The 24,407-nt window shown below is 48.2% G+C and carries 22 protein-coding genes; 11 read left to right on the plus strand and 11 right to left on the minus strand.

All coding sequences use genetic code 11. The features are described 5' to 3' along the window. The first annotated feature begins 5 nt into the window (after positions 1-5). The 6 genes from LG272_RS00390 to mgtE are packed head-to-tail and all read left to right on the plus strand — an operon-like array spanning position 6 to position 4,714. The gene (locus LG272_RS00390) at positions 6-1,379 is read left to right on the plus strand and encodes an RNA polymerase factor sigma-54 (protein ID WP_404408885.1); all 1,374 of its coding nucleotides are present in this window, start codon (positions 6-8) and stop codon (positions 1,377-1,379) included. A 26-nt stretch (positions 1,380-1,405) separates the two neighbouring features. After that, positions 1,406-1,693 carry a ribosome hibernation promoting factor gene (gene hpf / locus LG272_RS00395; RefSeq protein WP_092856647.1) on the plus strand — a complete coding sequence of 96 codons (288 nt, stop codon included), beginning with the start codon at positions 1,406-1,408 and terminating at the stop codon, positions 1,691-1,693. 3 nt (positions 1,694-1,696) lie between these two features. Then, complete coding sequence (gene ptsN, locus LG272_RS00400; protein ID WP_404408887.1) at positions 1,697-2,143, plus strand: PTS IIA-like nitrogen regulatory protein PtsN; 447 nt, start codon at positions 1,697-1,699, stop codon at positions 2,141-2,143. Between the two features lie 12 nt (positions 2,144-2,155). Beyond that, complete coding sequence (gene rapZ / locus LG272_RS00405) at positions 2,156-3,013, plus strand: RNase adapter RapZ (protein WP_126759564.1); 858 nt, start codon at positions 2,156-2,158, stop codon at positions 3,011-3,013. Between the two features lie 24 nt (positions 3,014-3,037). Then, a complete protein-coding gene (locus LG272_RS00410; RefSeq protein WP_126759565.1) occupies positions 3,038-3,316 on the plus strand; it encodes an HPr family phosphocarrier protein in 279 nt (92 codons plus the stop codon). A 36-nt stretch (positions 3,317-3,352) separates the two neighbouring features. Continuing rightward, positions 3,353-4,714 (plus strand): magnesium transporter, encoded by a 1,362-nt coding sequence (gene mgtE / locus LG272_RS00415; protein WP_404408890.1) that lies wholly within the window; start codon positions 3,353-3,355, stop codon positions 4,712-4,714. Here mgtE and pmbA read toward each other — a convergent pair. Then, the gene (gene pmbA / locus LG272_RS00420; protein WP_404408892.1) at positions 4,711-6,057 is read right to left on the minus strand and encodes a metalloprotease PmbA; all 1,347 of its coding nucleotides are present in this window, start codon (positions 6,055-6,057) and stop codon (positions 4,711-4,713) included. The two genes, mgtE and pmbA, sit on opposite strands and share 4 nt — an antisense overlap. 171 nt (positions 6,058-6,228) lie before the next feature. On the opposite strand from pmbA, the gene yjgA reads away from it, so the two are divergent. Then, positions 6,229-6,732 (plus strand): ribosome biogenesis factor YjgA, encoded by a 504-nt coding sequence (gene yjgA / locus LG272_RS00425; protein ID WP_126759568.1) that lies wholly within the window; start codon positions 6,229-6,231, stop codon positions 6,730-6,732. On the opposite strand, the gene tldD is transcribed toward yjgA, so the two are convergent. The 9 genes from tldD to LG272_RS00470 all read right to left on the minus strand — a co-directional run bounded on the left by tldD (position 6,729) and on the right by LG272_RS00470 (position 17,916). Then, a complete protein-coding gene (gene tldD, locus LG272_RS00430; RefSeq protein ID WP_404408894.1) occupies positions 6,729-8,174 on the minus strand; it encodes a metalloprotease TldD in 1,446 nt (481 codons plus the stop codon). The genes yjgA and tldD overlap by 4 nt on opposite strands. Beyond that, on the minus strand, positions 8,155-9,027 hold the full coding sequence (locus tag LG272_RS00435; protein WP_404408896.1) for a carbon-nitrogen hydrolase family protein: 873 nt from the start codon (positions 9,025-9,027) through the stop codon (positions 8,155-8,157). The genes tldD and LG272_RS00435 overlap by 20 nt, the downstream gene beginning before the upstream one ends. Beyond that, complete coding sequence (locus LG272_RS00440) at positions 8,936-12,874, minus strand: YhdP family protein (RefSeq protein WP_404408898.1); 3,939 nt, start codon at positions 12,872-12,874, stop codon at positions 8,936-8,938. The genes LG272_RS00435 and LG272_RS00440 overlap by 92 nt, the downstream gene beginning before the upstream one ends. 2 nt (positions 12,875-12,876) lie before the next feature. Continuing rightward, positions 12,877-14,346 (minus strand): ribonuclease G, encoded by a 1,470-nt coding sequence (gene rng, locus LG272_RS00445; RefSeq protein ID WP_126759572.1) that lies wholly within the window; start codon positions 14,344-14,346, stop codon positions 12,877-12,879. Beyond that, entirely contained in the window at positions 14,343-14,918 is a 576-nt protein-coding gene (locus LG272_RS00450) for a Maf family protein (RefSeq protein ID WP_404408901.1), read from the minus strand. Before LG272_RS00450 ends, rng begins: the two co-directional genes overlap by 4 nt. After that, positions 14,908-15,390, minus strand: coding sequence for a rod shape-determining protein MreD (gene mreD, locus LG272_RS00455; protein WP_404408903.1), 483 nt, complete (start codon positions 15,388-15,390; stop codon positions 14,908-14,910). Before mreD ends, LG272_RS00450 begins: the two co-directional genes overlap by 11 nt. After that, positions 15,380-16,252, minus strand: coding sequence for a rod shape-determining protein MreC (mreC, locus tag LG272_RS00460; protein ID WP_404408905.1), 873 nt, complete (start codon positions 16,250-16,252; stop codon positions 15,380-15,382). The genes mreD and mreC overlap by 11 nt, the downstream gene beginning before the upstream one ends. 8 nt (positions 16,253-16,260) lie before the next feature. Further along, positions 16,261-17,304 (minus strand): rod shape-determining protein, encoded by a 1,044-nt coding sequence (locus LG272_RS00465; RefSeq protein WP_092856688.1) that lies wholly within the window; start codon positions 17,302-17,304, stop codon positions 16,261-16,263. Between the two features lie 93 nt (positions 17,305-17,397). After that, positions 17,398-17,916, minus strand: a complete 519-nt coding sequence (locus tag LG272_RS00470; RefSeq protein WP_126759575.1) for a type II secretion system protein — start codon at positions 17,914-17,916, stop codon at positions 17,398-17,400. A gap of 128 nt (positions 17,917-18,044) precedes the next feature. On the opposite strand from LG272_RS00470, the gene LG272_RS00475 reads away from it, so the two are divergent. Genes LG272_RS00475 through LG272_RS00490 form a run of 4 tightly spaced genes read left to right on the plus strand, consistent with a single transcriptional unit; the run spans position 18,045 to position 23,607 of the window. Next, a complete protein-coding gene (locus tag LG272_RS00475; protein WP_126759576.1) occupies positions 18,045-18,605 on the plus strand; it encodes a prepilin-type N-terminal cleavage/methylation domain-containing protein in 561 nt (186 codons plus the stop codon). Further along, the gene (locus tag LG272_RS00480; RefSeq protein WP_404408908.1) at positions 18,605-19,447 is read left to right on the plus strand and encodes a PilW family protein; all 843 of its coding nucleotides are present in this window, start codon (positions 18,605-18,607) and stop codon (positions 19,445-19,447) included. The genes LG272_RS00475 and LG272_RS00480 overlap by 1 nt, the downstream gene beginning before the upstream one ends. Beyond that, positions 19,437-19,907, plus strand: a complete 471-nt coding sequence (locus LG272_RS00485; RefSeq protein ID WP_404408910.1) for a hypothetical protein — start codon at positions 19,437-19,439, stop codon at positions 19,905-19,907. Before LG272_RS00480 ends, LG272_RS00485 begins: the two co-directional genes overlap by 11 nt. Further along, positions 19,894-23,607, plus strand: coding sequence for a DUF6701 domain-containing protein (locus LG272_RS00490; RefSeq protein ID WP_404408912.1), 3,714 nt, complete (start codon positions 19,894-19,896; stop codon positions 23,605-23,607). Before LG272_RS00485 ends, LG272_RS00490 begins: the two co-directional genes overlap by 14 nt. 273 nt (positions 23,608-23,880) lie before the next feature. Here LG272_RS00490 and LG272_RS00495 read toward each other — a convergent pair whose 3' ends face one another. Further along, positions 23,881-24,366, minus strand: a complete 486-nt coding sequence (locus tag LG272_RS00495; RefSeq protein WP_404408914.1) for a type II secretion system protein — start codon at positions 24,364-24,366, stop codon at positions 23,881-23,883. Positions 24,367-24,407 lie beyond the last annotated feature (41 nt).

Below are 24,407 nucleotides of genomic sequence, written 5' to 3' on the forward strand. Positions count from 1 at the left end.
GTGCAATGAAACAAGGCCTGCAGTTTAAATTCTCTCAGCAGCTGTCGATGACGCCGCAGCTGCAGCAGGCAATTAAACTTCTACAACTTTCGACGCTTGAACTACAACAAGAGGTTCAACAAGCGCTCGAAGAAAACCCGTTATTGGAATTAGAACAAGCTGAGGCTGAAGGCGAAACGGCCATTACCGACGATGATGATCTTTGGGATAGTCCTTGTTCTGCGGCACTAGGTCAGTCCAGCTCGAGCTTTGATGGCGAAGACTCAGTGTTTGAAGGGGCCTCAGGCACAACTTTGCAAGACCATTTGATTTGGCAAATGCAACTCTCTCATTTTTCAGCTATCGATGAAGCAATTGCCCTCGCCATCATTGATGCCATTGACGATAGTGGTTACTTGGCGGTTTCTCTGGAAGAAGTTGTAACCGCCGTAAATCGTCAAACCGATGAACCTGTTGAACTCGATGAAGCGGCTGTCGTATTAAAACGCATCCAACATTTTGACCCCATTGGGGTTGGTGCTCGTGATGTCGGCGAATGTCTCACCTTACAACTCCAACAATTGCCCCATGATACGCCGTGGCGTAACGAAGCGTTAGCAACTGTGCGTGAGCATTTGGCTTTGCTTGGATCACGCGATTACCGAACTTTAGCACGTCGATTGCGTTTAAATGAAGACGACCTCGCTGCTGTGATTGACCTCATTCAACACCTTCAGCCGCGGCCTGGCGAAGCGTTTAACAATAGCGACGATGACTACGTTATTCCCGATGTTTTGGTGCGCAAGAAAAATAATCGCTGGATGGTTGAGCTAAATCCAGAAAGTGTGCCTAAACTTAAAGTGAACGAAAGTTACATGAAGTTATGCCAAGGAACGCGCCAAACCGACGACATGCAATACATACGCCAACAAACACAAGAAGCGAAATGGTTTATCCGCAGCCTTGAAAGCCGCAACGAAACGCTGCTGAAGGTCGCGAATGCTATTGTATTGCGTCAACAAGGATTCTTTGAACACGGTGAAGAAGCAATGAAACCAATGGTGTTAGCGGATATTGCAAGCGCTGTTGAGATGCATGAATCAACTATTTCTCGAGTAACCACGCAAAAGTATATGCATTCACCGCGTGGTGTGTTTGAATTGAAGTACTTCTTCTCAAGTCAGCTCGGTACTGATACTGGAGGGGAAGCTTCATCAACGGCCATTCGGGCGTTGTTGAAAAAGCTAGTTGCTGCGGAAAACCCGAAAAAGCCGCTGAGTGACAGTAAACTAACTGAACTCCTCGCGGAACAAGGTATCCAAGTAGCTAGACGGACCATTGCGAAGTATCGAGAGGCGCTCAATATTCCGCCCTCGAGTCAACGCAAACGTCTTATCTGAATCTTGGACAACAGAAGGAAGATGTTATGCAAATTAATCTGACTGGTCATCACGTAGAAATCACTGACGCATTACGCGAGTACGTCGATAGCAAATTTAGTAAACTCGAGCGACATTTTGACCACATAAACAACGTCCATGTCATTTTAAATGTTGAAAAGTTGACGCAAAAAGCGGAAGCTACGCTGCATTTGAATGGCGGCGAAATTTTCGCAGATTCAGAGCACCAAGATATGTATGCCGCCATAGACGGGTTGATCGACAAACTCGATCGGCAGGTTATTAAACATAAAGAAAAGATGAAACGTCACTAAATCATGGATTTATCCACCTTGTTAAGCCCCGACTGCACACGCTGTGCAGTCGACGGCTCAAGTAAAAAGAAAGTACTTGAGCTCATTGGTCAAATGGCCGCCCCTCGTCTGTCTGGCACCACCAGCTTCGATGTTTTTGAGAGCCTGCTTAATCGCGAGCGGCTTGGTAGCACCGGTATTGGGATGGGCGTTGCGATACCTCATGGCAGGTTAGCAAGCGCTAACAAACCGGTTGCAATATTGATTACTCTGTCATCACCTATCGATTTTGATGCGATAGACAATCAACCGGTGGATATCATTTTTGCTTTGCTGGTTCCTGAAGATCAGCACGAACAACATTTACAAACACTCGCGTCAGTGGCGCAGCGATTAAATGATAAAATTTGCACGCGGGCTTTACGTGATGCCCATAGCGATCAAGAATTATACGACCTGTTCACGGGTTAAGTAGATAACGACATGCAACTGATTATTGTCACAGGCCGATCAGGCTCAGGGAAAACTATTGCGCTCAGAGTTCTTGAAGATCTCGGCTATTACTGTGTCGATAATTTACCAATCACATTAATGCCCACATTGGTGCATGCGGTGATTGATCAATACGATAAAGTTGCTGTCAGTGTTGATGTTCGAAACCTTCCTGCGGACCAAAGCGAACTGACCGAAGCTCTCGATTTTTTGCCGAGCAAAGTTAAGCCTGAGATTCTCTACATCGATTCATCAGAAGCGATTTTGCTTCGCCGCTTTGGCGAAACGCGTCGATTACACCCGTTGTCGCAGAAGGAAATGCCTCTCGCCGATGCGTTAGCAGCAGAAGCGGCCATGCTCGAGCCTTTAGCGGAGCGTGCGACATGGCGAATTGATAGTAGTGATCTCAGTGTTCACCAACTTAGCGAACAGGTTTCCGAACGTGTGCTTGGCAAAGCGGCTTCTCGATTAATTGTTGTATTCCAGTCATTTGGCTACAAATATGGTCTACCGCCCGATTTAGATTATGCCTTCGATGCGCGAATATTACCAAATCCTCACTGGGTACCTGAGCTCAAACCGTTAACCGGCAACGATCCCGCGGTACAACATTTTTTTGAGCAACAACCGCTCGTGACGAAGTTCATCCATCAATTGGAAGTATTTTTTGAAACTTGGTTACCACATTTCCAACGTAGTAACCGAAGCTACTTAACTATTGGTATCGGTTGCACCGGTGGCCAGCACCGCTCAGTGTACATCGCCGAAAAACTTGCTAAGCGATTCACTGAACAACCATTCAAGGTTCAAGTACGGCACCGTGAATCCAGCCGTCATAAAAAGCCTTGAACCGAATTTCCTAAGGGGTACACCATGACTGATGTTATTCGTCGTACCGTGACCATTCGCAATAAGCTCGGTCTCCATGCTCGAGCAGCAACCAAACTCGCCAAACTCACTCATGAATTTGATGCGCAGGTATCTATTGTACAAGGTGAACAACACGTCGATGCCTCTAGTGTCATGTGTCTACTGTTGCTAGCGAGTGGTCAAGGACGCGAAATTGACATCGTTGCCGAAGGTAAAGACGCCAGTCAAGCAGTTGATGCTATTGCAAACTTAATTGAATCTCGCTTTGATGAAGAGCAATGATGCGGTAAACTTCTCATATCACTGAGGGTTTATTGTATGCTAGCTGAAGTTGCCGACAAAGAATTTGCCGAACAACGTATTCAGGAAGTTTCTGAATCGTTAGCTCGTGGCATGTACGTGCAAGCGCGTCGGCAACTGCACAACCTCCCAGCATGGGACGTTGCTCTATTACTCGAATCCTCTCCTCCAAAAGCCCGTGCCATTATTTGGCAACTCGTCGATGCTGACGAGCATGGTGATATTCTTGAAGAACTTTCAGAAGAAGTTCAAAAGTCCGTCATTCGGCAAATGGCGCCAGAGAAATTGGCAGCTGCAACCGAAGGCATGGATACCGATGACCTTGCTTACGTGTTACGTGGCCTGCCGGAGCAAATTTATCAAGAAGTTCTAAAATCGATGGACGAGCAAGATCGTCATCGAGCCGAACAAGCCCTGTCATACGCCGACGAAACCGCTGGCGGTATGATGAATACCGACACTATCACCCTGCGTCCAGACGTTACCATCGACGTGGTACTGCGTTACCTGCGCCTCAAAGGTGAATTACCGGAAGCCACTGATAAACTCTATGTGGTCGACCGCGACGACAAATTTATCGGTGAGATTGGCATTACTCGCTTGCTTACCGTTGATCCAACCAAGCTCGTTAGCGATGTGATGGATCAAGATATCCAAGGTATTCCCGTCGAAATGGACGAAACCGAAGTCGCGAAGCTTTTCGAACGCCAAGACTGGATCTCAGCACCCGTCGTTGACGATGAAAATCGACTACTCGGTCGTATCACCATCGATGACGTGGTCGATATTATTCGTGAAGATGCTCAGCACTCCATGCTAAGTATGGCCGGTTTAGACGACGATGAAGATACCTTTGCACCTGTTCTTAAAAGTACGCGTCGCCGCAGTATCTGGTTAGGCGTCAACCTGATCACTGCGTTATTGGCTGCAGCGGTAAGCTCCATGTTTGAAGATATTTTGGCGCAAATGGCAATCTTGGCCATTTTGAACACCATTGTACCAAGTATGGGCGGTATCGCTGGCTCGCAAACACTGACCTTGGTCATTCGCGGTATGGCTCTTGGTCATATCGGTCAAAGCAACCAACGTTGGTTGATTGGTAAAGAGCTGGCTATTGGTGCACTCAATGGTGTCATCTGGGCAATTCTAATTGCCGGTGTCGTTGCGTTATGGAAACAAGATTTGGTGATCGGCGGTATCATCGCGTTCGCTATGATGGCCAACTTATTAGCGGCCGGTTTGGCTGGCGTCACTGTTCCACTTATTTTGAAAAAGTTTGATATCGACCCTGCACTGGCTGGCGGTGTGATTCTGACTACTGTCACCGATGTGGTCGGTATCTTTGCCTTCCTTGGCACAGCAACGTTATTGCTGGGTTAAACGCCAGCAATTCGCATTTCTTCGAGTAAAACTGAACCAGTACGAACGCCATGACGTGCGTCTACGTCACCTGCAATGGCGACAATATTCGCCAACATATCCTTTAAGTTGCCAGCTATTGTGATCTCTTCGACTGGATATTGGATTTCACCATTCTCAACCCAGAAACCGGCTGCACCGCGAGAATAATCGCCATTCACGATATTCACACCCTGCCCCATCAGTTCAGTGACCAATAAGCCCGTGCCCATTTTTTTGCATAATGCTGCCAAGTTTTCTACCTGGTGATTAACTTCCCAAGTGTGAATACCACCAGCGTGACCGGTAGGCTTCATACCAAGTTTACGCGCCGAGTAACTCGTCAATAAATAGGTTTGCAATACACCATCTTTGATAATGTCACGGTCATGCGTCGCCAAACCTTCATGATCAAACGGGCTACTCGCCAAGGCACCACGTAAATGCGGCCGCTCCTGCACAGTTAACCAACTTGGTAGAATTTGTTTACCCAAATGATCCACCAAAAAGCTCGATTTACGGTACAAACTGCCGCCGCTAATTCCTGCCACTAAATGCCCAAATAAGCTGTTCGCAACATCAGCGCGGAAAATTACCGGTACTTTTGCGGTTGCAATTTTGCGAGCATCTAGACGCGACACCGTACTCTGCACGGCATCTTCTGCTACCTGATGAGGCGTCCATAAATCGTCACGATGACGCGCCACGGTATAGCTATAGTCGCGTTGCATAGCCTCACCGCTTTTGGCAATGAGCGAGCAACTCAAACTATGCCGCGATTGCAAGTATCCAGCCACAAATCCATGACTATTGCCATACACGCGATAGCCAACATGACTGCTATATCCGGCACCATCTGAATTCACAATTCGAGGGTCGAGTTGCAGCGCATGTTGCTCGCACGCGAGTGCTTGCTCTAAGGCAAACTCAGCACTTTGGTCAGCTGGATGACACAAATCTAAATCCGGAATCTCTGTTGCCATAAGTTCAGCAGGAGCTAACCCAGCGAAAGGATCTTCTGAGGTATAGCGAGCAATATCATTGGCCTTTTCTACCGCTGCACGAATCGCCTTGGCGGTCAAATCTGTAGTCGAAGAAGAGCCTTTTTGCTGGCCTCGAAATACGGTAATGCCCAGCGCCCCATCCTGATTGAATTCAACCGTCTCAACTTCACCCAATCGCGTTGCAACATTAATGCCACTGCTGCGGCTCATTGCACACTCAGCCGCACTCACGCCAAGCTGTGTGGCGTAGTTGATTGCGTCAGCTACAGCTTGTTTCACTTCGTGCAGTTCTGTTTGAAGTTCATTCATATCCGGAATCATTACATCTCCTTTAAAAACCTAGAGCGATATTAGCTATTCGATATTAGATATTAGTTAAAGAACAAGAACCGGAAATATCCAATCGAATATCTAATATCGAATAGCTAATATCGTTTTTGTATTTATACGCTGTGTTCGGGTACAATTCGCTCGAAACCACAGAGGCATCCCATGAGCGAATTTGAGCACGACGACGATATCGTCAGTAAATCTGAATTAAAACGCGCCGCTGAAGCGCAACAACAGCTTGGCGAAACCCTTGTTAGCCTAGCTGAAGGCAAACTAGCAAAAATTCCTCTCGATGAAGAGCTACGTGATGCTATTCATCTTGCACAGCGTATTCGCAACACGCGCGAAGGCTATCGTCGCCAGTTGCAACTTATCGGTAAAATGATGCGCAACCGAGATACTGGTCCTATCGAGCAGGCATTAGCCGAACTTGAGCATTCACACCATGAGCAAAATGCGTTGTTTCATCAACTTGAGAAACATCGTGATGCTATTTTGGCGAATGGCGACGAGGCCATTCAGCAATTCATTGATGCCTACCCGCACGCCGATCGCCAGAAGTTGCGTCAGCTCTATCGCCAAGCGAACAAACAAGCTGAACAAAATAAGCCGCCAGCGGCAAAACGCGAACTGTTTAAATATTTGCGTGAAGTGGCAACCGTTTAATCGGTGCCACCAACGGTCATTGCGTCTAATTTCAATGTTGGTTGTCCAACACCAACAGGCACGCTTTGACCGTCTTTTCCACACACACCAACACCTTGATCTAGCGCCAAATCATGCCCAACCATGGATACCTGACGCATGGCTTCAGGGCCATTACCAATTAGGGTTGCACCTTTAACTGGGGCGGTAATTTTACCATCCTCAATTAAATAAGCCTCAGATGCTGAGAAGACGAATTTGCCAGAAGTGATATCAACTTGACCACCGGCAAAATGCGGTGCATAAATGCCGCGCTTCACACTACGAATAATTTCTTCTGGATCATGTTCACCAGCCAACATATACGTATTGGTCATCCGAGGCATCGGCAAATGGGCGTAACTCTCACGACGGCCATTACCGGTTGGATTCACGCCCATTAAGCGCGCGTTCATTTTGTCTTGCATGTAGCCGACTAAACGACCTTTCTCAATCAGCACGTTGTAACCTGCTTCCGTGCCTTCATCGTCGATTGCCAATGAACCACGGCGGTCTTGTAACGTGCCATCATCAACAATTGTGCACAATTCCGAGGCGACCATTTCGCCGATCTTGCCGGCATACGCTGAGGCACCTTTACGGTTAAAATCACCTTCAAGGCCATGGCCAACTGCCTCATGTAACAACACGCCCGGCCAGCCGGCGCCTAATACAACAGGCATTGTTCCGGCTGGTGCTGGACGCGCCTCCAAATTAACCAGCGCTTGGCGAACGGCTTCATCCGCATAAGCTTTCCAGCGCGGCGTTGCGTCAACTGGGGCAGTGAAATAATGGTAATCAACCCGAGCACCGCCGCCGGCACTACCGCGCTCTCGACGACCATTATGTTCAACCAGCACAGTGCAGTTTACTCGTACTAACGGACGAATATCCGTCGCAAAAGTGCCATCAGTAGCAGCGACAAGAATTTCATCGTAACTCCCACTGATGCTGGCAATGACTTCAACAACGCGTGAGTCAAGACTTCGAGCATAAGCGTCGATTTCGCGGAGTAACTCGATTTTCGCTTGTTCGTTTAAACTGGCTAGCGGATTTACCGCAGGGTATCGCAATCCAACAGTTGACCGTGAGAACGCGTTCACCTGTTTATTATCACCAGCTAAGCTAATACCTCGAGCGGCTGCAGCGGCTTTTTGAAGGGCTTGCGGCGATATATCATCTGCATATGCAAAGCCAGTTTTTTCACCGTGTACTGCGCGTACTCCCAGACCAGCCTCGATATGGAAGCTCCCTTCTTTCACAATGCCATCTTCTAAAACCCAAGATTCATTGACGCTGCTCTGTAAATAGATGTCGGCAAAATCGATGGCGCCCGTGTAGAGCGTCGCGAGCGATTGCTGCAGTTTATCACTGTCTAAATCGTATTGATGAAGCAGGTTATGCTCAACGTTCTGTGCTTGCATGTAAAACCTTTTTACTACGGTTGAAGTGTTCCGCTACTGGGATATCTTGGCGGATCTTGTGTAAGCTTGCGGTATCAACCAAGGCTGTTGCAATACTTGGTTGCATGGTTTCTGTTTCAGCTAATATGCGGCCCCAGCCGTCAATTACAAGGGCGTGACCATAGGTTTGACGGCCATTATCGTGCTCACCGGCTTGTGCCGAGGCAACGACAAAACATTGCTGTTCAATGGCGCGAGCGCGCGTCAAAACATGCCAATGCGCCTGCCCTGTCACTTGGGTAAATGCTGAGGGCAATACCAAAATGTCGGCGCCAGCTGTTCTTAACGCACGAAACAGCTCTGCAAAGCGCACATCATAACATACCGCTAACCCCAATGTGCCGAACTCAGTTGGAACGGTTACCACAGCATCACCCGCATCAGTCCAATTGGATTCACGATAACTTTTGGTGTTATCCGCAACATCAACATCAAACAAATGCATTTTATTGTAGCGAGCAACGCATTCACCTTGCGGATTAAATACTAAACTTGCGGCGCTGAATTTCTTATCTTCTGGAGAGTCGATTAGCGGGATAGTGCCACCCACTAGCCAGATATTGTAACGTTTAGCTAACTCGGCGAGACCTTGTTGCATGGGACCATCGCCAGGAAGCTCGGCGAGCTCTCGTTGCCGCTTGTCGCCGGCCCCAAAACATAAGCTTGCTTCAGGCAATACCACGAGTTGCGGACGAAAATCAGGTAGCGTTTTTAGCTGCTGCTCAATTTCCTGTAGGTTCTGTTGCAGATGCGGGCTGCTCGTCATTTGCAGCGCCGTCAGTTGAACTTGGCTGTTGTTCAGATTCTGGTTCATTTTGCACCTCCGGTGGAATTGGCGCATCGCGGCTATCTCGCGCGATCTCTTCGATTTGAGGCTCGTCCATTGTCCCTGAAATTTTATATTCGAGACGGCTAATGACTTTCGCGTCATGCAACATTCGATCAATGACCAAAGCAGCGAGTCCTGATGGTGGATTAATCATCCACGCTAAAATAACCGGTAAGCTCGAAGTGACCTTTGGTACAAATTGCAGATCATAATCCAGCGTGCGCGTCATCAGGTTGGTTTGCCCTTTAACCTCCATGTCGCCTGCTGCGCCATTAAGCTGCGTGTTTTCGGTAGAGACAATTCCGTTAACGATATTAAAGTCACCACTGAAATTGGTGTAGAACAAGCCATTGGCGAAAACATCACGAAAGTCGAAACGAAGTTTTCGCAAAATACTATCGAGACTCAAAAGTGAGAACAATCGAGCGCCACGATCACTCACCTCATTCAGATATCCTTGACCCAGTCTCCAATTTACCGTGCCATTGAGTGAAGTTGCTTGTATCTGTTGTGGCGCCCCCAAATAACTCAAATCAAAAGCGATAGTTGCATTACTATCGCGAACCATTGATGTGAACTCATAATTCTCCAAAAACTCGCCAAAATCTGGTGAGGTAAACTCCCCAAAAATGCGCGTTTGCGGATGCTGCGTTTCTGTTTCCAGCGCCCATGTGCCACTCGCCTTCAGTGTATGGTTGCGATGTTGTGCATTGAAATCAACCAACTCGAGTAACTTATCTTCACCACGCAAGTGAAGACTCACTTCACCCAAATCATAGATATCATAACGGCAACGCTTGCAGGTCAGGTAGATATCAGGCAGTTTCGCGAAGCTTCGAGGCAAACTAATTTCTTCGAAAGGTGATGTCTCATCGATCACTTCTTTCGGTCGTTTACCATGCAACTCAATAAACTCGGCATCGAATACGAGCTGAGAACGAGATCTCTCGCTGTTGGCTGTTGCCGATCGCCACTCGACATCCGTGATGACTTGTTGCGAATCGATTCTTGCGCGCCAACGATCCTGCTCCGGCCAGCCAACAACAGTCACATCATTAAGTAACAAGTCACCATAACTCAGTTGCGGACTGATCAGTTGAACGTAATCAGGACGCAATAGCTGCGCTAGCTCGCTTTCACCTGAGCCTTCAGGGAGAAAGCTTTGCAAATGATGATATTTCTCAAGCCAAACCGCTACATCACTTGGCGGCATATTTGCTTCAACGGTAAAGGTTGGATTGAGCCGCAAAACGTTCGGATTGGGTGCCTGCGTTAATACCCTTCCAATTCTTGCGTAACCTGACTGCAAAACTTCCGCGCCACCATCGAACTGCAATTCGAGCATCATTTTTTCACCGAGCTCAGCATTTACCAAAATACTGTCTTCGCTTCCCGATACACTCAGTTCTAGCTGTTCCGATTCATCTGCAGCTTTTGATAACGGCGCCGGCACGTTTATTGCGACAGGTTGTAAATCGGCAGTTTGCTGCCAGCGGAACGAATAGCCGCCGTCCTTTGGTAAACTTAAGTTGAAGTCTGCCTGCCACGGCATTTCCCCGGCCGTAAGCGGGGCAAATTCGTCGAGTTCCCACGTGCCGCTGGCATCTACTTCAACAAAATAATCATCTTCGCGCTGCGCGCTGTTTAACGTTGCTTGAAGTGGGAAGCCCCGCCAGGTCATGATGAGATCTTGCGCATCGATAACATCATTTCGAAAGTTCACACGCCCATGTACATTACGAAAGTTCTCGTTTAAACCTCGAACATACATCGTCACATCGTCCAGTTGCGCATATCCCTGTGCGACAACGTCAGCTGAATTCACCAGCGGAATAGTTAACTCTAATTCGCTCGCTATTGGACCACTTAACTGAAGTTCGCTAAACGTGGCGCCCAAAGAGTTGGCCAATGGACTTTCATCAAAGATAGGTTTTAGCTCATTGGCGTTACCGGAAATCGTAGCCGAGATATCTAAGCGAGCTTGTTCACGTGCTAATAAATCCGGTAGCACGACATCCGCTTGAGCAATGGCAATATTGCCTAGTAAGCCATCAGTGGCAGTAATATGCATCCGTTCGTTACGAAAGTTAACCACCGCGGTGGCGTCATAAATTGGTCGCCAATTTGGTTGAAATTTATAATTCAACTCGGTAATACGAGCTCGTGCTTCGAATAACCCTTGATTATCGTGATATGGAAAGTGCTCAACAGCACCGCGCCAAACCATCGCTAAATCTTGCGCTTGACCGTCTTGAAGGGCAACACTCAAGTAATCATGTAAATTGTCACCCATCACCACGGGTAAATGACGGCGTAATACCTCAGCATCAATAGGTTGCTGATTCAAGCTCTTCGCTACGGCGTCAACGTGTACGGATTTTTCACTCGGGGTCAGCGTTGCCGCAAGGCCTATTTCTAGACCATCTAAGTGCAATTCACTTTGTGGGGCAACACGTAACTGCCAATCACCATCCTCGAACCATAGAAACTGTCCAGATAAAGCCACTTTCGATAATGGCCAAGGATCATCGTAGTCTAAAGCACGGCTGATAAATGACGCATTTTCACCATCTAACTGCCAGTGCAACTGATTATCAATGCCCCGCAGGCGCAAATTCACGTTACTTAAGCCTGGCACACCGGCAAACTGTCCCCAACTTAAGGCCTCGCCCCGGGCGAACCAGCGAGCGCCGTCATCGATATCACTCTCGTAAACGACATCGATGAGACCTTGTGTATCGCGTTCTGCAAATTGTTCGCTTACTTGCGCCCCTTGGCTACCGAACAAATTGAGTAATTCAAGCATCGGCGATAATGGTAAATCATCGACGCTGACGGCGGTGGTGGTTGGTGTTTGCTCCCAACTAAATGTTGGCAACGTCCAACTGCGTTGATTATGTTCAATAGTAAGCGGGTTGGAATTGACGCGCCAGCCGTTACGGTACGGGCGTAACTTTAATTCTCCGCCTGGAATGCGTAATTGATGTTGCTGCTGATCCACTTCCCAAATCAGCGCTTGTTCACCCAGTTGCAACAGACCATCGGTAAACTGATTCTGTTTAAAATTGAGCCATAAATTGTAGTTAAAAGCAGCCTTCTTAATTTCCGTGTCGATAATTTGCTGTTGTACCCAAGGCGTAATATCTAACTGGTTGGCAGCCACGTATACTTGACCACTTAGCGCTCTCGTATCCGAACCTTGCACATCGATGATAATATCGAGTGTATTATCGGATACCGTCGAAAACGCCAACTTACCAACACCTTGGTGCCGCTGTTGTTGATTAACCCAGCGTAATTCGGTGATTTCGATTGCTCGGGTCACCCCAACTAAATTGACTAACTCAAGCGTACTGTCGGCGACTTGAATATAATCGAGTTGATGGAGTAACAAATTAGTTAAATTGGGCGACAATCTAAATTCGCTGTCGGTACTACCACCATAACTATCTCGCAAGTCGTAATGGAGGCGCATCGCATCGAGTTGAACGCGTTCAAATTGAATACTTAACGAGCGCGCGCTCGCCCAAAAATCAATCAACACTCGCGCTTCGTCAATTTCAACACGCGTTGCCTTGTTGGCATCGGGGCGCACCACCAGTTCATGCAATATCAACTCTGGCCCGCTTCGCCCCCAATCCGCACTAATCTGCGACAACGACACTTCAGTCGCATAATTACTAGCAAGGAATGTTTCAACTTGTTGTGTTACATCGGGGAGTTGCGGTAACAGATAGCGCAGCCCACTAATGAGCAGCGCAAAGAGCACCAAAGCTATTGCTACAGTGTATATTAGAGTACGGTAGACAAACCCGAACGCCTTACCCGCCATAATTACATCATTACCACATCAAACTGCTCTTGGTTGTACAACGGCTCCACGAGCACTTTGACTTGCTTGCCAATAAAAACCTCGAGCTCTGCCAAGGCATGCGACTCTTCATTTAAGAGCATGTCCGCTACGGCTGTTGAGGCATAAACCATAAAGTGGTCGGCTGCATAGGCGCGGTTGACTCGAACAATTTCGCGCATCACTTCGTAACACACCGTTTCAACCGTCTTCATTGAGCCACGTCCACCACATACCGGACACTCTGAGCATAGTACATGCTCTAGGCTTTCGCGGGTGCGCTTACGCGTCATTTCCACCAAGCCAAGCGATGTAAAACCGTTTATCGAGGTTTTGGCACGGTCTTTCCCGAGCGCCTGTTCCAAACTATGCAGCACACGGCGACGGTGATCGGCATTTTGCATATCAATAAAATCGATAATGATAATACCGCCCAAGTTGCGTAAACGTAGTTGGCGAGCAATTGCTTGAGTCGCTTCAATATTGGTATTGAAAATAGTTTCTTCGAGGTTGCGATGACCGACAAAGCCGCCAGTGTTGATATCAATCGTCGTCATCGCTTCGGTTTGGTCGATAATTATCGAGCCGCCTGACTTCAATTCCACCTTTCGGTCGAGTGCCCGCTGAACTTCATTCTCGACATCAAACAAGTCGAAAATCGGCCGCTCCCCCGCATAATATTCCAACGCATTGCTTAACTCTGGAATAAATTCTTTCACAAATTCACTCAACAAGTCGAAGGTGACGCGCGAATCGACCCGAATTCGTTCAATTTGCTCACCGACGAAATCTCTCAGGATTCGACACGAGAGATTGAGATCTTCGTATACCAAACCGATATTGCGCATGCCTTTACGACGCTTTTGAATGGTATCCCACAGGCGTCGTAAAAACTTGGCATCACGCTGCAATTCATCGTCGCTCGCGCCTTCAGCTGCGGTGCGAACAATAAACCCACCCTCGTCATCGCAATAGGGCATCGCCGCTTGCTTCAGTCGGTTCCGTTCTTTTTCATCTTCAATGCGTTGTGAAATACCCACATGTGGTGATTGCGGCATCAGTACCATGTAGCGAGAAGGAATCGTAATATCAGTAGTTAACCGAGCGCCTTTAGTACCGAGTGGGTCTTTGACTACTTGCACTAATATTTTTTGGCCAGGACGCACCAATTGCGCAATATCTGCAGCAGGCATGGTACCCCGAGCAATTCCCTCAGCTTGTTCAAGTTGCGTGACGATATCTGACGCATGTAAAAATGCCGCTTTATCTAAACCAATATCAATAAATGCCGCTTGCATGCCAGGCAACACACGTGACACTTTTCCGACATAAATATTGCCGACTAAGCCACGCTTCGCTTGGCGCTCGATATGAATTTCTTGCAAAATACCGTTTTCAATCAGCGCAACGCGAGTTTCGGTGGGCGTGACGTTCATTAAAATTTCTGCACTCATACGCGCCCCTCAATGGTTTGAATAAGATGTTCCGTTTCATACATCGGTAAACCAACTACGGCAAAATAACTGCCGTTAAGATGTGTCACGAATTTAGATGCACGCCCTTGGATACCATAACCACCGGCTTTATCTTGCGGCTCACCTGATTGCCAATAGTGGTCGATGTCCTCGTCGCTAAGCTCTTTAAAAGTGACCTCAGCTTGGCTGATTACCACTTTTTCCTTGGCGCCTAGCACCGCAGCAACGGCGGTGATTGCGAAATGGCTGCGTCCCGATAAGCGTTTCATCATGACAACAAAGTGCTCGAAATTGCGCGGTTTCTCGAGAACCTCGTCGTCACAAACGACAATCGTGTCAGCCCCCAACACAAGGCTGTTCGGCTGTGCTAGTTCAGCCCCAGCACGCGCCTTCGTTAGCGCTAAACGTTGCACATAACTCGTTGCCGATTCATTCGCGGCGCGTTCCTCTGGCACATTTGGCACCACCACCGAAAACGGTCTGTCGAGTAGTTTAAGTAACTCTTGGCGACGCGGAGAGCCCGAAGCTAATACAAGTTCATTAGCGAACAAGGTAATGCCTCCGGTATTTCCGCAAAATTAAGTATACCCACGGCCAGGCGATAGCTGACGAAAGTACCGGATATAAGTAAGCAAAATTGAAAACTGCATCGTTGAGCACGTGCTCAAGCTCGTAAACGATAACCCGCTTCACGAGGATTAAAACCGCCACCACGAATGCTTGTTGGGTAAAGGAATAATTGCGAATACGTTGAAAATGACGAATTGCTGGATAAGCCATAATCAATAAGGCGGTTGCATAAATGCCAAAAACCGAGCCCATGAGAATATCAGCAATCAGCCCAAGCACGAGCACTGTGCCCATACCGACACGGTGCGGTAACGCCATCACCCAGTAAATAATGACCAAGCTGAGCCAATCTGGCCGCCATGCCTCGAGAAACGCTGGCATTGGCATAACCATCAAAACCAAAGCAACAAGATAACTGACAAGAAGCGGTAATAAACCGGATTTAATCCACATTATCAGCCCCCTTCGTATCGTCGTAAACCGGTTGCTCCGTTGCACTAGGCGGCCAAAGGAGTAACACCGTACGAATACGATCGAGTTGTGCAAAAGGTCGCGCTGTAACGCGGGCATACTGTAGCCGCTCATTACGGTCAATCTGGGTAATTTCGGCAACGGGGTAGCCTTCTGGATAAACACCACCAAGCCCCGATGACATTAATTTGTCACCCACTTCAAGTTCACTTGAATGTGGAATAAACATTAATTCCAGACGTTGCAAATCGCCGGTGCCTCGCGCTAACACGCGAATGTCGTTGCGCTCTGCTCGCAATGGCAACGCATGGCTCTGATCGGAAATCAGTAAAACACGGGCGGTGCCGCGCCCGACACTCATCACCTGCCCCAAAATACCGCGATTATCCAGTACCGGTTGACCTTCATAAACGCCGTTAGCACTACCTTTATTGATCACGACTTGATGTGAAAATGGGTCGGTTGCTACGGCGACAACTTCCGCCGCCATGCGTCGACTTGCTTGGCGAATATCCGAACCCAGCAATTGACGTAATCTGTCATTCTCATTTTCTAAAAAGTTGAGTCGCTGCACGGCCATTTGCAATTCTTGCAGCTCTTGTTTTAAGGCTTTGTTTTCTTCGCGCAGCGTGGTGCGAGTTGTGGATAAGTAAACCAAGCGATCGAGCACTTGCTCAGGTAACACGGCAAGATATTGAACGGGAGCAACAAGGGTCGATAAAAACGAACGCACCGGCTGCATGGTGTTCAGCCGGTGGTCGAGAAACATCAACGTACCGGCGCATAATAGCGCCAATACGAGTCGTGTAAGAAGGGTTGGCCCTCGTTCAAAAAGCGACTTCATAATGTCGCTTACTCATAACTGAAGAGGTCACCGCCGTGCATGTCGATCATTTCGAGTGCTTTACCACCGCCACGAGCAACACAAGTCAGCGGGTCATCAGCAACAATCACTGGAATTCCAGTTTCTTCCATGAGCAGTCGGTCAAGATCACGCAATAGCGCACCACCACCGGTTAACACCATGCCACGCTCAGAAATATCAGATGCCAACTCTGGAGGTGATTGTTCTAATGCAACCATAACGGCACTGACAATACCCATCAGCGGCTCTTGCAGTGCTTCTAAAATTTCATTGCTGTTAAGTGTAAATGAGCGTGGTACACCTTCAGCTAGATTTCGGCCTCGCACTTCAATTTCGCGAACTTCTTCACCTGGGAACGCTGAGCCAATTTCATGTTTAATGCGCTCAGCTGTTGCTTCACCAATCAATGAACCGAAGTTACGACGAATATAATTCACGATAGCTTCGTCAAACTTGTCACCACCAATTCGCACCGATGACGAATACACCACACCATTCAGTGAGATAATCGCAACTTCTGTTGTGCCACCACCAATGTCGACGACCATTGAACCGGTTGGCTCCGAAACCGGAAGCCCAGCACCGATTGCAGCGGCCATTGGCTCATCAATCAGGTACACCTCACGGGCGCCAGCACCGAGCGCAGATTCACGAATGGCGCGACGTTCAACTTGAGTTGAACCACATGGCACACACACTAAAACACGCGGGCTTGGGCGGAAATAATGGCTGTCGTGCACTTTCTTAATAAAGTGCTGCAGCATTTTTTCAGTCACGTAAAAATCTGCAATTACACCATCTTTCATAGGGCGGATGGCTTTTATATTGCCAGGCGTTCGACCAAGCATTTGTTTTGCTGCTTGACCAACAGCAGCAACACTCTTAGGACCACCTGAGCGTTCTTGACGAATCGCTACAACCGAAGGTTCATTCAAGACAATACCTTCGTCTTTCACATAAATTAGTGTGTTTGCTGTACCCAAGTCGATCGATAGATCGTTGGAGAAGATGCCGCGTAACTTCTTAAACATGAGGGGATGTTCCCTTACTCGTAATTTGGTGGACTGAAAACTGTGTAACTTTACCAAGCTGACACCGTGCGGGCAAGCGTTATACCGTGTATATTAACTGCAACTTCCCACTCGTATGTACCCTTGGCTTTGAACGCAAACACTGCGAGCATTCGCGCCATTTATTTGTAATTCTACTGCACTTTGACCGCAGTTCTCGGCAGTGGTTGCATGCCCCGTTGAAACCGGACACCCTAGCGCATTGAACCGAAAACCCGTCGCTGCGTTTGGCAAGGCAGAAACTATCGACAAGGTGTTTTCAGCAGGCAGGGCAACAATACGCGCGTTATCAACGGGTTGGCCACAGTCGTACGGTATCACTTCGGCGCTATTTAATGTCACGCCATAACACCGATTGACAACATCCTGCATGGCTTGCTGCTGTTGTAAACGCAACAAGCTTAAAAGTTGACGTTCGGTTACAACCTGATCGACGCTACCCGAACCAAAAATTCGAGGGCCTGCAGTTACGGCCAAAATACCGACCAATACAATAACAATAATCAGCTCAACAAGCGTGAAACCTTGCTGATTATTTACAATTACACGGTGCCTTGTCGGACGTAATAGCATGATTTCGTCAGCTCTTTGTCGTTAATCACTTTGGGCGAACAATTTATGCAGTGTAAACGAAAAAAGTGTAGTATACAGAACAATATATCAACAAATTATAAGAAAAGTAGAAGCCTCGGAGCTTAGCTATGCCTCGAATGTCGATCACGCAACGGCCAAGTCACTCAAAACAACGTGGTTTCACGTTGATTGAGATTATTATTGGCATTGTGGTTTTGGGCATTTCGATAGTGCTCCTAACCGTATTGCTGTTTCCTCAAGCGCAACGTAGCGCCGAACCAATCCTACAACAACGAGCTGCCGCTTTGGGGCAAGCTTTTATCGATGAAATTAGCGGAAAATCATTTGATGAAAATAGTGATCGCCAGGGTGGTTTAGTTCGTTGTGGCGAGGGTACAACAACTTGTACCGCCCCAGCCGCTCTAGGCCCTGATAGCGAAACACGTGACACCTTCGATGATGTTGATGATTACCATCAACTCGAATTAACCGCACCAACTTTACAAGATGCCTTGGGTGACGATATTGCTGGCCGCTACGTCGGTTTCACCTATGCCATTGACGTGTGCTATAGCGATAATTTAGGCGTATGCCAATCAACCATTACTGCGTTTAAACGTATTCGCGTCACCGTCTCTACATCGTTTGGCCAAGACTTTGTTTTTACCTCACTGCGAGGTAATTACTAATGATAAATTATCAGCATAGATCTCGTGGCTTTACACTGGTCGAACTTGTTATCGTGATTGTGTTACTCGCTCTTACCGGGCTATTTGTGTTTAATTACCTCGGATTCGGTGCACAGATTTTTCGCGACACCACTGAACGTGATCAACTCGTCTCACAATCACGGTTTGTCTTAAATCGCTTAACGAGTGAGCTGCGCAATGCTGTTCCCCGCAGTGTTCGTGTAAGCGTTGCCGACAGTCAACGTTGCATTGAATTTATGCCGATACTGGCGAGTAGTCAGTATGTACGCATTCCGCGCCCAGGCCCTCCTTCAGTGTCAAATGTCCCCTTCACAGCCATTGCGCCAACCACACTTGATGGATTAGTCGGCGGCTATTTGTTGGTGTATGCCACTACCACACAGCATATTTATGGCAATGCTACGCAGCGTCGAAAAGAGGTAACCGGCGTTACGCCGCCGGTTGATAATCTCGTTGATATCAGTTATTCGCCGAACACATTTTTCGTTACCGACAGTCCTGTACGACGCTACTACATCGGCGGCATGCCAATCAGCTGGTGCTACGACGAAACCAGTCGCGGGTTGTATCGATTTGAAGGCTATGGTCGATTGAATAACCAGCCCTCTTTCGCTGACCTACAATTATCAACGGCGACAAGTGCCGAACTTATGGCCGAAAATATCTATAATGACCTCAACAACAGTGAGTTCCCATTTAAAGTGTTTGAGGCAACGCTCTACAGAAACAGTTTGATTCAGTTTGATTGGCGCTTCCGTCGTGATGCGGCACAAGAACCGCTCGAGATTTTACACGAGGTGTATATACCGAATGTTCCGTAATCGACTGCAAACCTCAGTTTATCGACAACGCGGCGCCGCACTGGCTGTTGCGGTGTTTATTATTGTTGTAATGAGCCTGATCGGCATGGCCATGGTACGTATTTTAGGCGACGCCACATCGGCTACGGTTGGCGAAGTACTTGGAGCTCGCGCCCAAGCCGCAGCTCGTAGCGGCGCAGAAACGTTATTGGTCGATTTGTTTCCACTTAATTCAAGCAACGCCGACGAGACGATTTGTCCGGAACGAACGAGCAGCGAACCCACCTCCGTAGTGGTTCAATCCAGTTTCTCGGTTGACGGACTCGCTAATTGCTCAACAACCGTTTACTGCGACCAAGCTGAGTTATCGGCGCCCTATTCTGGTATACATTTTCGTATTCTTGCACAAGGTAGCTGTGGTGCTGGCGATTTAACGTATTCAAAGGAAATTATGTTGGAGGCAAGTGATGGGGTTTATTAAATCAGTCATCCTAGCAATCGCATTGTTGCCCGCGCTCGCCTTCGCCAATTGGACCCTCCCTGATGACGCAGTGAATAACGTCGGTGACTTCGCCGGATGCAGCTTCGATGGGGGACAGACTGTTACCTGTAATAGTGACATCACGCTCACCACTGTCGATGCAACATTAAGCCTCACACAGAATCTTAACTTGGTGATAAATGGCGCGTTTACCACCGCTGATGGCATCACGATTAATCCGAATAATAGTTATGTTCTAAACATACAGTTGGGCAGTAGTAACTTTCTCATGAGCGGTGATAATGCCGTCATCAATGCGAATATTTCCGCCGCGAATATTACCGTTAGTGGATTGGAAACGATTGTGAATGGCAATTTAAACGCCCTCGCAAATGTTTCCGTTGCGTCTGGGCCAACCATTAATGGCGATATTATAGCTGGCGGCAGCGTCTCAAATAGCGGTCTGATTAACGGCAAGGTGACGACAGCGGGTAGCTTCGTTAATAATTCAGGCGCTGTCCTTAGCGGACGCGTCGATGCGTCAGGTAGCGTGCAGAATAACGGTACTGTTACTTCCAATATTGATGCTGTAGGAGCAGTCACCAACAGTAGTGGCGCAACAGCCGGCAGTATTAACGCCAGCAGTCCGGTGGTGAACGACGGAACCGTACTAGGGTATATCAATGCACCCAGCGTTAGTGGTACCGGTACGGCGCCATATACTTGTAGCATTAATTCTTATGTTGGCCCGTGCCCCGGCGCGCAGGATCCCGAATACGACTACTGTAGTGAAGTGACACTATTAACCTCGTATGGCGTTGTAGGAAGCGGGGGATTCACCTTTGGCAATGGTTCTGAGATTAACGGTAATCCCATCGATGGCACCGGAAACACACCGACACCTATTGGGCAAGTTGATACTGTTGACTTGGAGTATCCGCCACTTGATCCATTGATTTTCCCGACGTTTAGTGGTGGAGCAGATTTAAATATTAGTAAGAAAAACGATCCGAGTGACATTCCCGCCGGCACTTACGGCACAATCAATGTCGCAGGCGGCAATAATGGTAATTTTCTTGGCGGCACTTACTACATTGATCGATTAGAAGTTGGCGCAACAGGGAGCGGAACCGGTATTACACTTGGCCCTGGCGATTACTTTATTCGCGAAATTGTTTTTCATTCAGGTATCTATGTAAATACCACCAGCGCTGGACCAGCTCGATTGTTTATCGAAACCGGAATTGGCCAAACCAATGCCAACCAGCTCGAAATTAATAGCGGCGGCTCAGCGTCGAATCTTCAAATTTACCTTTACGAAGGTGCGACGATATCATTGGGTAACGGTAATATGGGTGGCAATAAGGATACACTCAACTTTAACGGCACCATATATGGCCCATTCCCCGACAACGATATAACCTTAGGCAACAATAATACGCTACAAGGCAGTATTCTAACTGCTGGAACCATTGACGTTGGTACCGATACGGTCTTCAATTACAGTCCGGAAGTACAAGCTGAAGTCACGGCATCGTTAGGCTGTGCGCCGGTCGATGCCGAAGTACATCATTACCGTCTCCTCCACCCACAAGTATTGGTTAGTTGTTACTCGGCAGCTATCGAGGTGATCGCTTGCGCTGATGAAACGTGCTCAGCCACTTATGATGACCCTGTTACAATTACCGTGAGTTCGAGCGATGCAGACAGTGTCTGGCAAGGCGGTTCTCTCGACTCAACCACAGGTGCCGATGCTAACCTATTATTTAGTAACGGCACTGGTGGCAGTGGCCTGCGTAATATTAATGGTGGAGCGGCAGCATTAACGCTAAGTAATGCCTCACCCACAGCGGTTGAAGCGACGCAGTGTTACGACAGCAGTGGCACAGTAGCCACCAGTTGTGAAGTAACGTTCAACACCGCCGGTTTAATCATTACCGATATCGATGGCGCTAGCCCATTGCCTGCAACCTTCGCAGGAAATGATTTACCTGCAGCTTTACGCGCGGTTGAAACCAATACCACGACAGGTGCTTGCGAAGCGCGATTATCCGGCACTCATACCGTGAACTTCGGCATGCAGTGTTTGAATCCGGGCACGTGTCAGCCGGGACAATCACTGACAATTGACGGTCAAGCTATTGGCCTCAATGCTGCTGGAAGCAACACCAACACCCAAGCACTTGCGCTAACTTTTGATGCGACGGGCCGCGTTGAAAATGATTTGGTGGTCAATTATTCCGACGTAGGCCAGATTCGATTATTTGCCTCACTGCCACTAACGGAAGCACCATCGGCGTCCAATCCGGCTATTAGCGATCCCGATATTGAACTTGTGGGCACCAGTATCAATGACTTTGTAGTAAAACCGCACACGTTAGTGACACGCGCCCTCGACGATGCTGGTGATTTATGGACCAGCACGACAGCAACGGGGCCAGGATTTACCGCCGCGGCAGCGCCGTTTAGTATGGTTGTCCAGTCGCTAAACGCTGCTGGCAATCCAACGCCTAACTTCGGCCTAGAATCGACTTCTGCGGGAGTACAAGTCCAATTTCATTCTATGGCTTATCCAACCCCCGCAGATATCGATAGCAATGGCTCTCAATTGACCTTGAACAACCCTTTTGTCATTGATCCAACCTATCCTGGAGCGAAGCGCACATCTGGGGCAATTTGGAAGGAAGTTGGCACCGTCAACTTAACGGCTCGCTTAAGCGGCGACAACTATCTTGGCGCCGGTGACGCATTCTCGCGTCCACCAAGCCCCATCGGTCGTTTTTATCCGAGTCGCTTCACCGTTTCAGCGGCGAACGTAGTCAATGCTTGTAGCGGCTTCAGTTATATGGGACAAGATGCCATTGAAGTCACCTACACCGTTCAAGCGTTAAATCAATTGGATGAAGTGACGAAAAACTACGCCAATTCTGGTGGTGTACTCTACAGCGATACTGCGACGGTTCAAATGCGCGCCGCCAGTTTAACTCCTGTTGATGATATTGGTGATGAGTTTTATAACCGCCTCGATTTCTTGCCTCAAACCACTTGGTTAGCGGGCGAACTTACTTTTGCAAGCTCGGCCGTATCATTTAACCGCCGCGTAGATAATGAGCCCGACGGCCCCTACCCTGATCTCCAGCTTGGTTTGCAGTTGCTCGATCCCAGCACAGATGCCCGCAATTTCGCGGCCGCCGATCAGTCGATGACCGTCCAGAACGATCCGGCACTGACGTTGCCATCAACCGCCGTGCCAATTGGCGGCTTACTCGAGCTTCGTTACGGTCGAATGAGACTTGAGAATATCTTCGGCCCCGAAAATGAAGATTTACCGATTGTGATGTACAACGAATACTTTGATGGCAACCGCTTTGTCCTCAATGATATTGATTCATGTACCACGGTAACCGCCGCAAATCTTAATATCATCGATAATCCAGACGCGATCGATACCGTTGCCGATCAGCTGACGGGTCCAATTACGTTCAGTAACGGTGAATTGAACTACGGCGACTTGTTCTGGCTTGCGCCCAATGCACCAAATAACTTCGGTGACTTTATCTTCGAATATCAAGCTGACTCATGGTTGCGTTATGAGTGGGGTCACGATGCAGCTGAAGTAAACGAGAATCCACGAGCCACGGCGGGCTTCGGTCAGTACCGCGGTAATGACCGCGTCATCTTCTGGATGGAAAGACAGTAGCCCGGCGTTTCACGCCGAGTGGCGGTAGCTCGGCGTTCTACGCCGAGTGGCGGTAGCTCGGCGTTCTACGCCGGGTGGCGGTAGCTCGGCGTTCTACGCCGAGTGGCGCGAAGCGCCGTTAATCTGGAGCTCAAATACGGTGTTCGTTATTCGTTGTTCGTTATTCGAGATTCGTGCGCTCCGCTGTTCGTCCGTTCGCTTCGCTCACTGTTCGGTTAAATCACAGACAATAAAAAAGCGCCCGAAGGCGCTTTCCTATGCTTCCAATACTAATTAACAACCACCGGTTACCGCAGTTACTACAGGTGGTGTTGATGCATCAGCAGCAGGGGTATAAACCACATAACACTCTGTATCTGCAGTATCATTTATAGGTTTATCAGTTGGGTAAATTACCAAGTCACCATTTGCTGAAGTTGTAAGTTCAGTTTCAGTACCATCGATCTCTAACGAAGCAAAATCAGAACCAACATTCAACGCAGCCATGATACCAGCCGCGGTAGCAGCTGGGTAACCATAAACGACATCGACACCTCCATCTGTAGTTCCAGTTGCATCAGCTTCAATTCCCTCAATTGCTGCTTTACCATAAACGATGTCTTTTGCACCGCTCACAGCTCCTGCAAGGCCTTTAATGGTTGACTCGCGGGCGTCGCTTGAGAAGTTAAAGAATTGCGGAGCGGCAGTGACGGCGAGGATGCCGAGTACCACGATGACGATGATCAGTTCGATCAATGTAAAACCTTTTTGTGTTTTCATAGCGCTTTCCCTTTTAAAAAATTAAGGAGTATTCCCCGAAG

Source organism: Pseudidiomarina marina (assembly GCF_044807045.1).
In the GTDB taxonomy this organism is placed as follows: domain Bacteria; phylum Pseudomonadota; class Gammaproteobacteria; order Enterobacterales; family Alteromonadaceae; genus Pseudidiomarina; species Pseudidiomarina marina.

Excerpts from the sequence above, each read along its gene's own strand:
- yjgA (WP_126759568.1), top strand. The coding sequence starts at position 6,229 with ATGAGCGAATTTGAGCACGACGACGATATCGTCAGTAAATCTGAATTA.
- LG272_RS00465 (WP_092856688.1), bottom strand. The coding sequence starts at position 17,304 with ATGTTTAAGAAGTTACGCGGCATCTTCTCCAACGATCTATCGATCGAC.
- LG272_RS00495 (WP_404408914.1), bottom strand. The coding sequence starts at position 24,366 with ATGAAAACACAAAAAGGTTTTACATTGATCGAACTGATCATCGTCATC.
- rapZ (WP_126759564.1), top strand. The coding sequence starts at position 2,156 with ATGCAACTGATTATTGTCACAGGCCGATCAGGCTCAGGGAAAACTATT.
- hpf (WP_092856647.1), top strand. The coding sequence starts at position 1,406 with ATGCAAATTAATCTGACTGGTCATCACGTAGAAATCACTGACGCATTA.
- LG272_RS00480 (WP_404408908.1), top strand. The coding sequence starts at position 18,605 with ATGATAAATTATCAGCATAGATCTCGTGGCTTTACACTGGTCGAACTT.
- LG272_RS00410 (WP_126759565.1), top strand. The coding sequence starts at position 3,038 with ATGACTGATGTTATTCGTCGTACCGTGACCATTCGCAATAAGCTCGGT.
- LG272_RS00490 (WP_404408912.1), top strand. The coding sequence starts at position 19,894 with ATGGGGTTTATTAAATCAGTCATCCTAGCAATCGCATTGTTGCCCGCG.
- LG272_RS00435 (WP_404408896.1), bottom strand. The coding sequence starts at position 9,027 with ATGAACCAGAATCTGAACAACAGCCAAGTTCAACTGACGGCGCTGCAA.
- rng (WP_126759572.1), bottom strand. The coding sequence starts at position 14,346 with ATGAGTGCAGAAATTTTAATGAACGTCACGCCCACCGAAACTCGCGTT.
- tldD (WP_404408894.1), bottom strand. The coding sequence starts at position 8,174 with ATGCAAGCACAGAACGTTGAGCATAACCTGCTTCATCAATACGATTTA.
- LG272_RS00470 (WP_126759575.1), bottom strand. The coding sequence starts at position 17,916 with ATGCTATTACGTCCGACAAGGCACCGTGTAATTGTAAATAATCAGCAA.
- mreC (WP_404408905.1), bottom strand. The coding sequence starts at position 16,252 with ATGAAGTCGCTTTTTGAACGAGGGCCAACCCTTCTTACACGACTCGTA.
- ptsN (WP_404408887.1), top strand. The coding sequence starts at position 1,697 with ATGGATTTATCCACCTTGTTAAGCCCCGACTGCACACGCTGTGCAGTC.
- LG272_RS00390 (WP_404408885.1), top strand. The coding sequence starts at position 6 with ATGAAACAAGGCCTGCAGTTTAAATTCTCTCAGCAGCTGTCGATGACG.
- mgtE (WP_404408890.1), top strand. The coding sequence starts at position 3,353 with ATGCTAGCTGAAGTTGCCGACAAAGAATTTGCCGAACAACGTATTCAG.
- pmbA (WP_404408892.1), bottom strand. The coding sequence starts at position 6,057 with ATGATTCCGGATATGAATGAACTTCAAACAGAACTGCACGAAGTGAAA.
- LG272_RS00475 (WP_126759576.1), top strand. The coding sequence starts at position 18,045 with ATGCCTCGAATGTCGATCACGCAACGGCCAAGTCACTCAAAACAACGT.
- LG272_RS00440 (WP_404408898.1), bottom strand. The coding sequence starts at position 12,874 with ATGGCGGGTAAGGCGTTCGGGTTTGTCTACCGTACTCTAATATACACT.
- mreD (WP_404408903.1), bottom strand. The coding sequence starts at position 15,390 with ATGTGGATTAAATCCGGTTTATTACCGCTTCTTGTCAGTTATCTTGTT.
- LG272_RS00485 (WP_404408910.1), top strand. The coding sequence starts at position 19,437 with ATGTTCCGTAATCGACTGCAAACCTCAGTTTATCGACAACGCGGCGCC.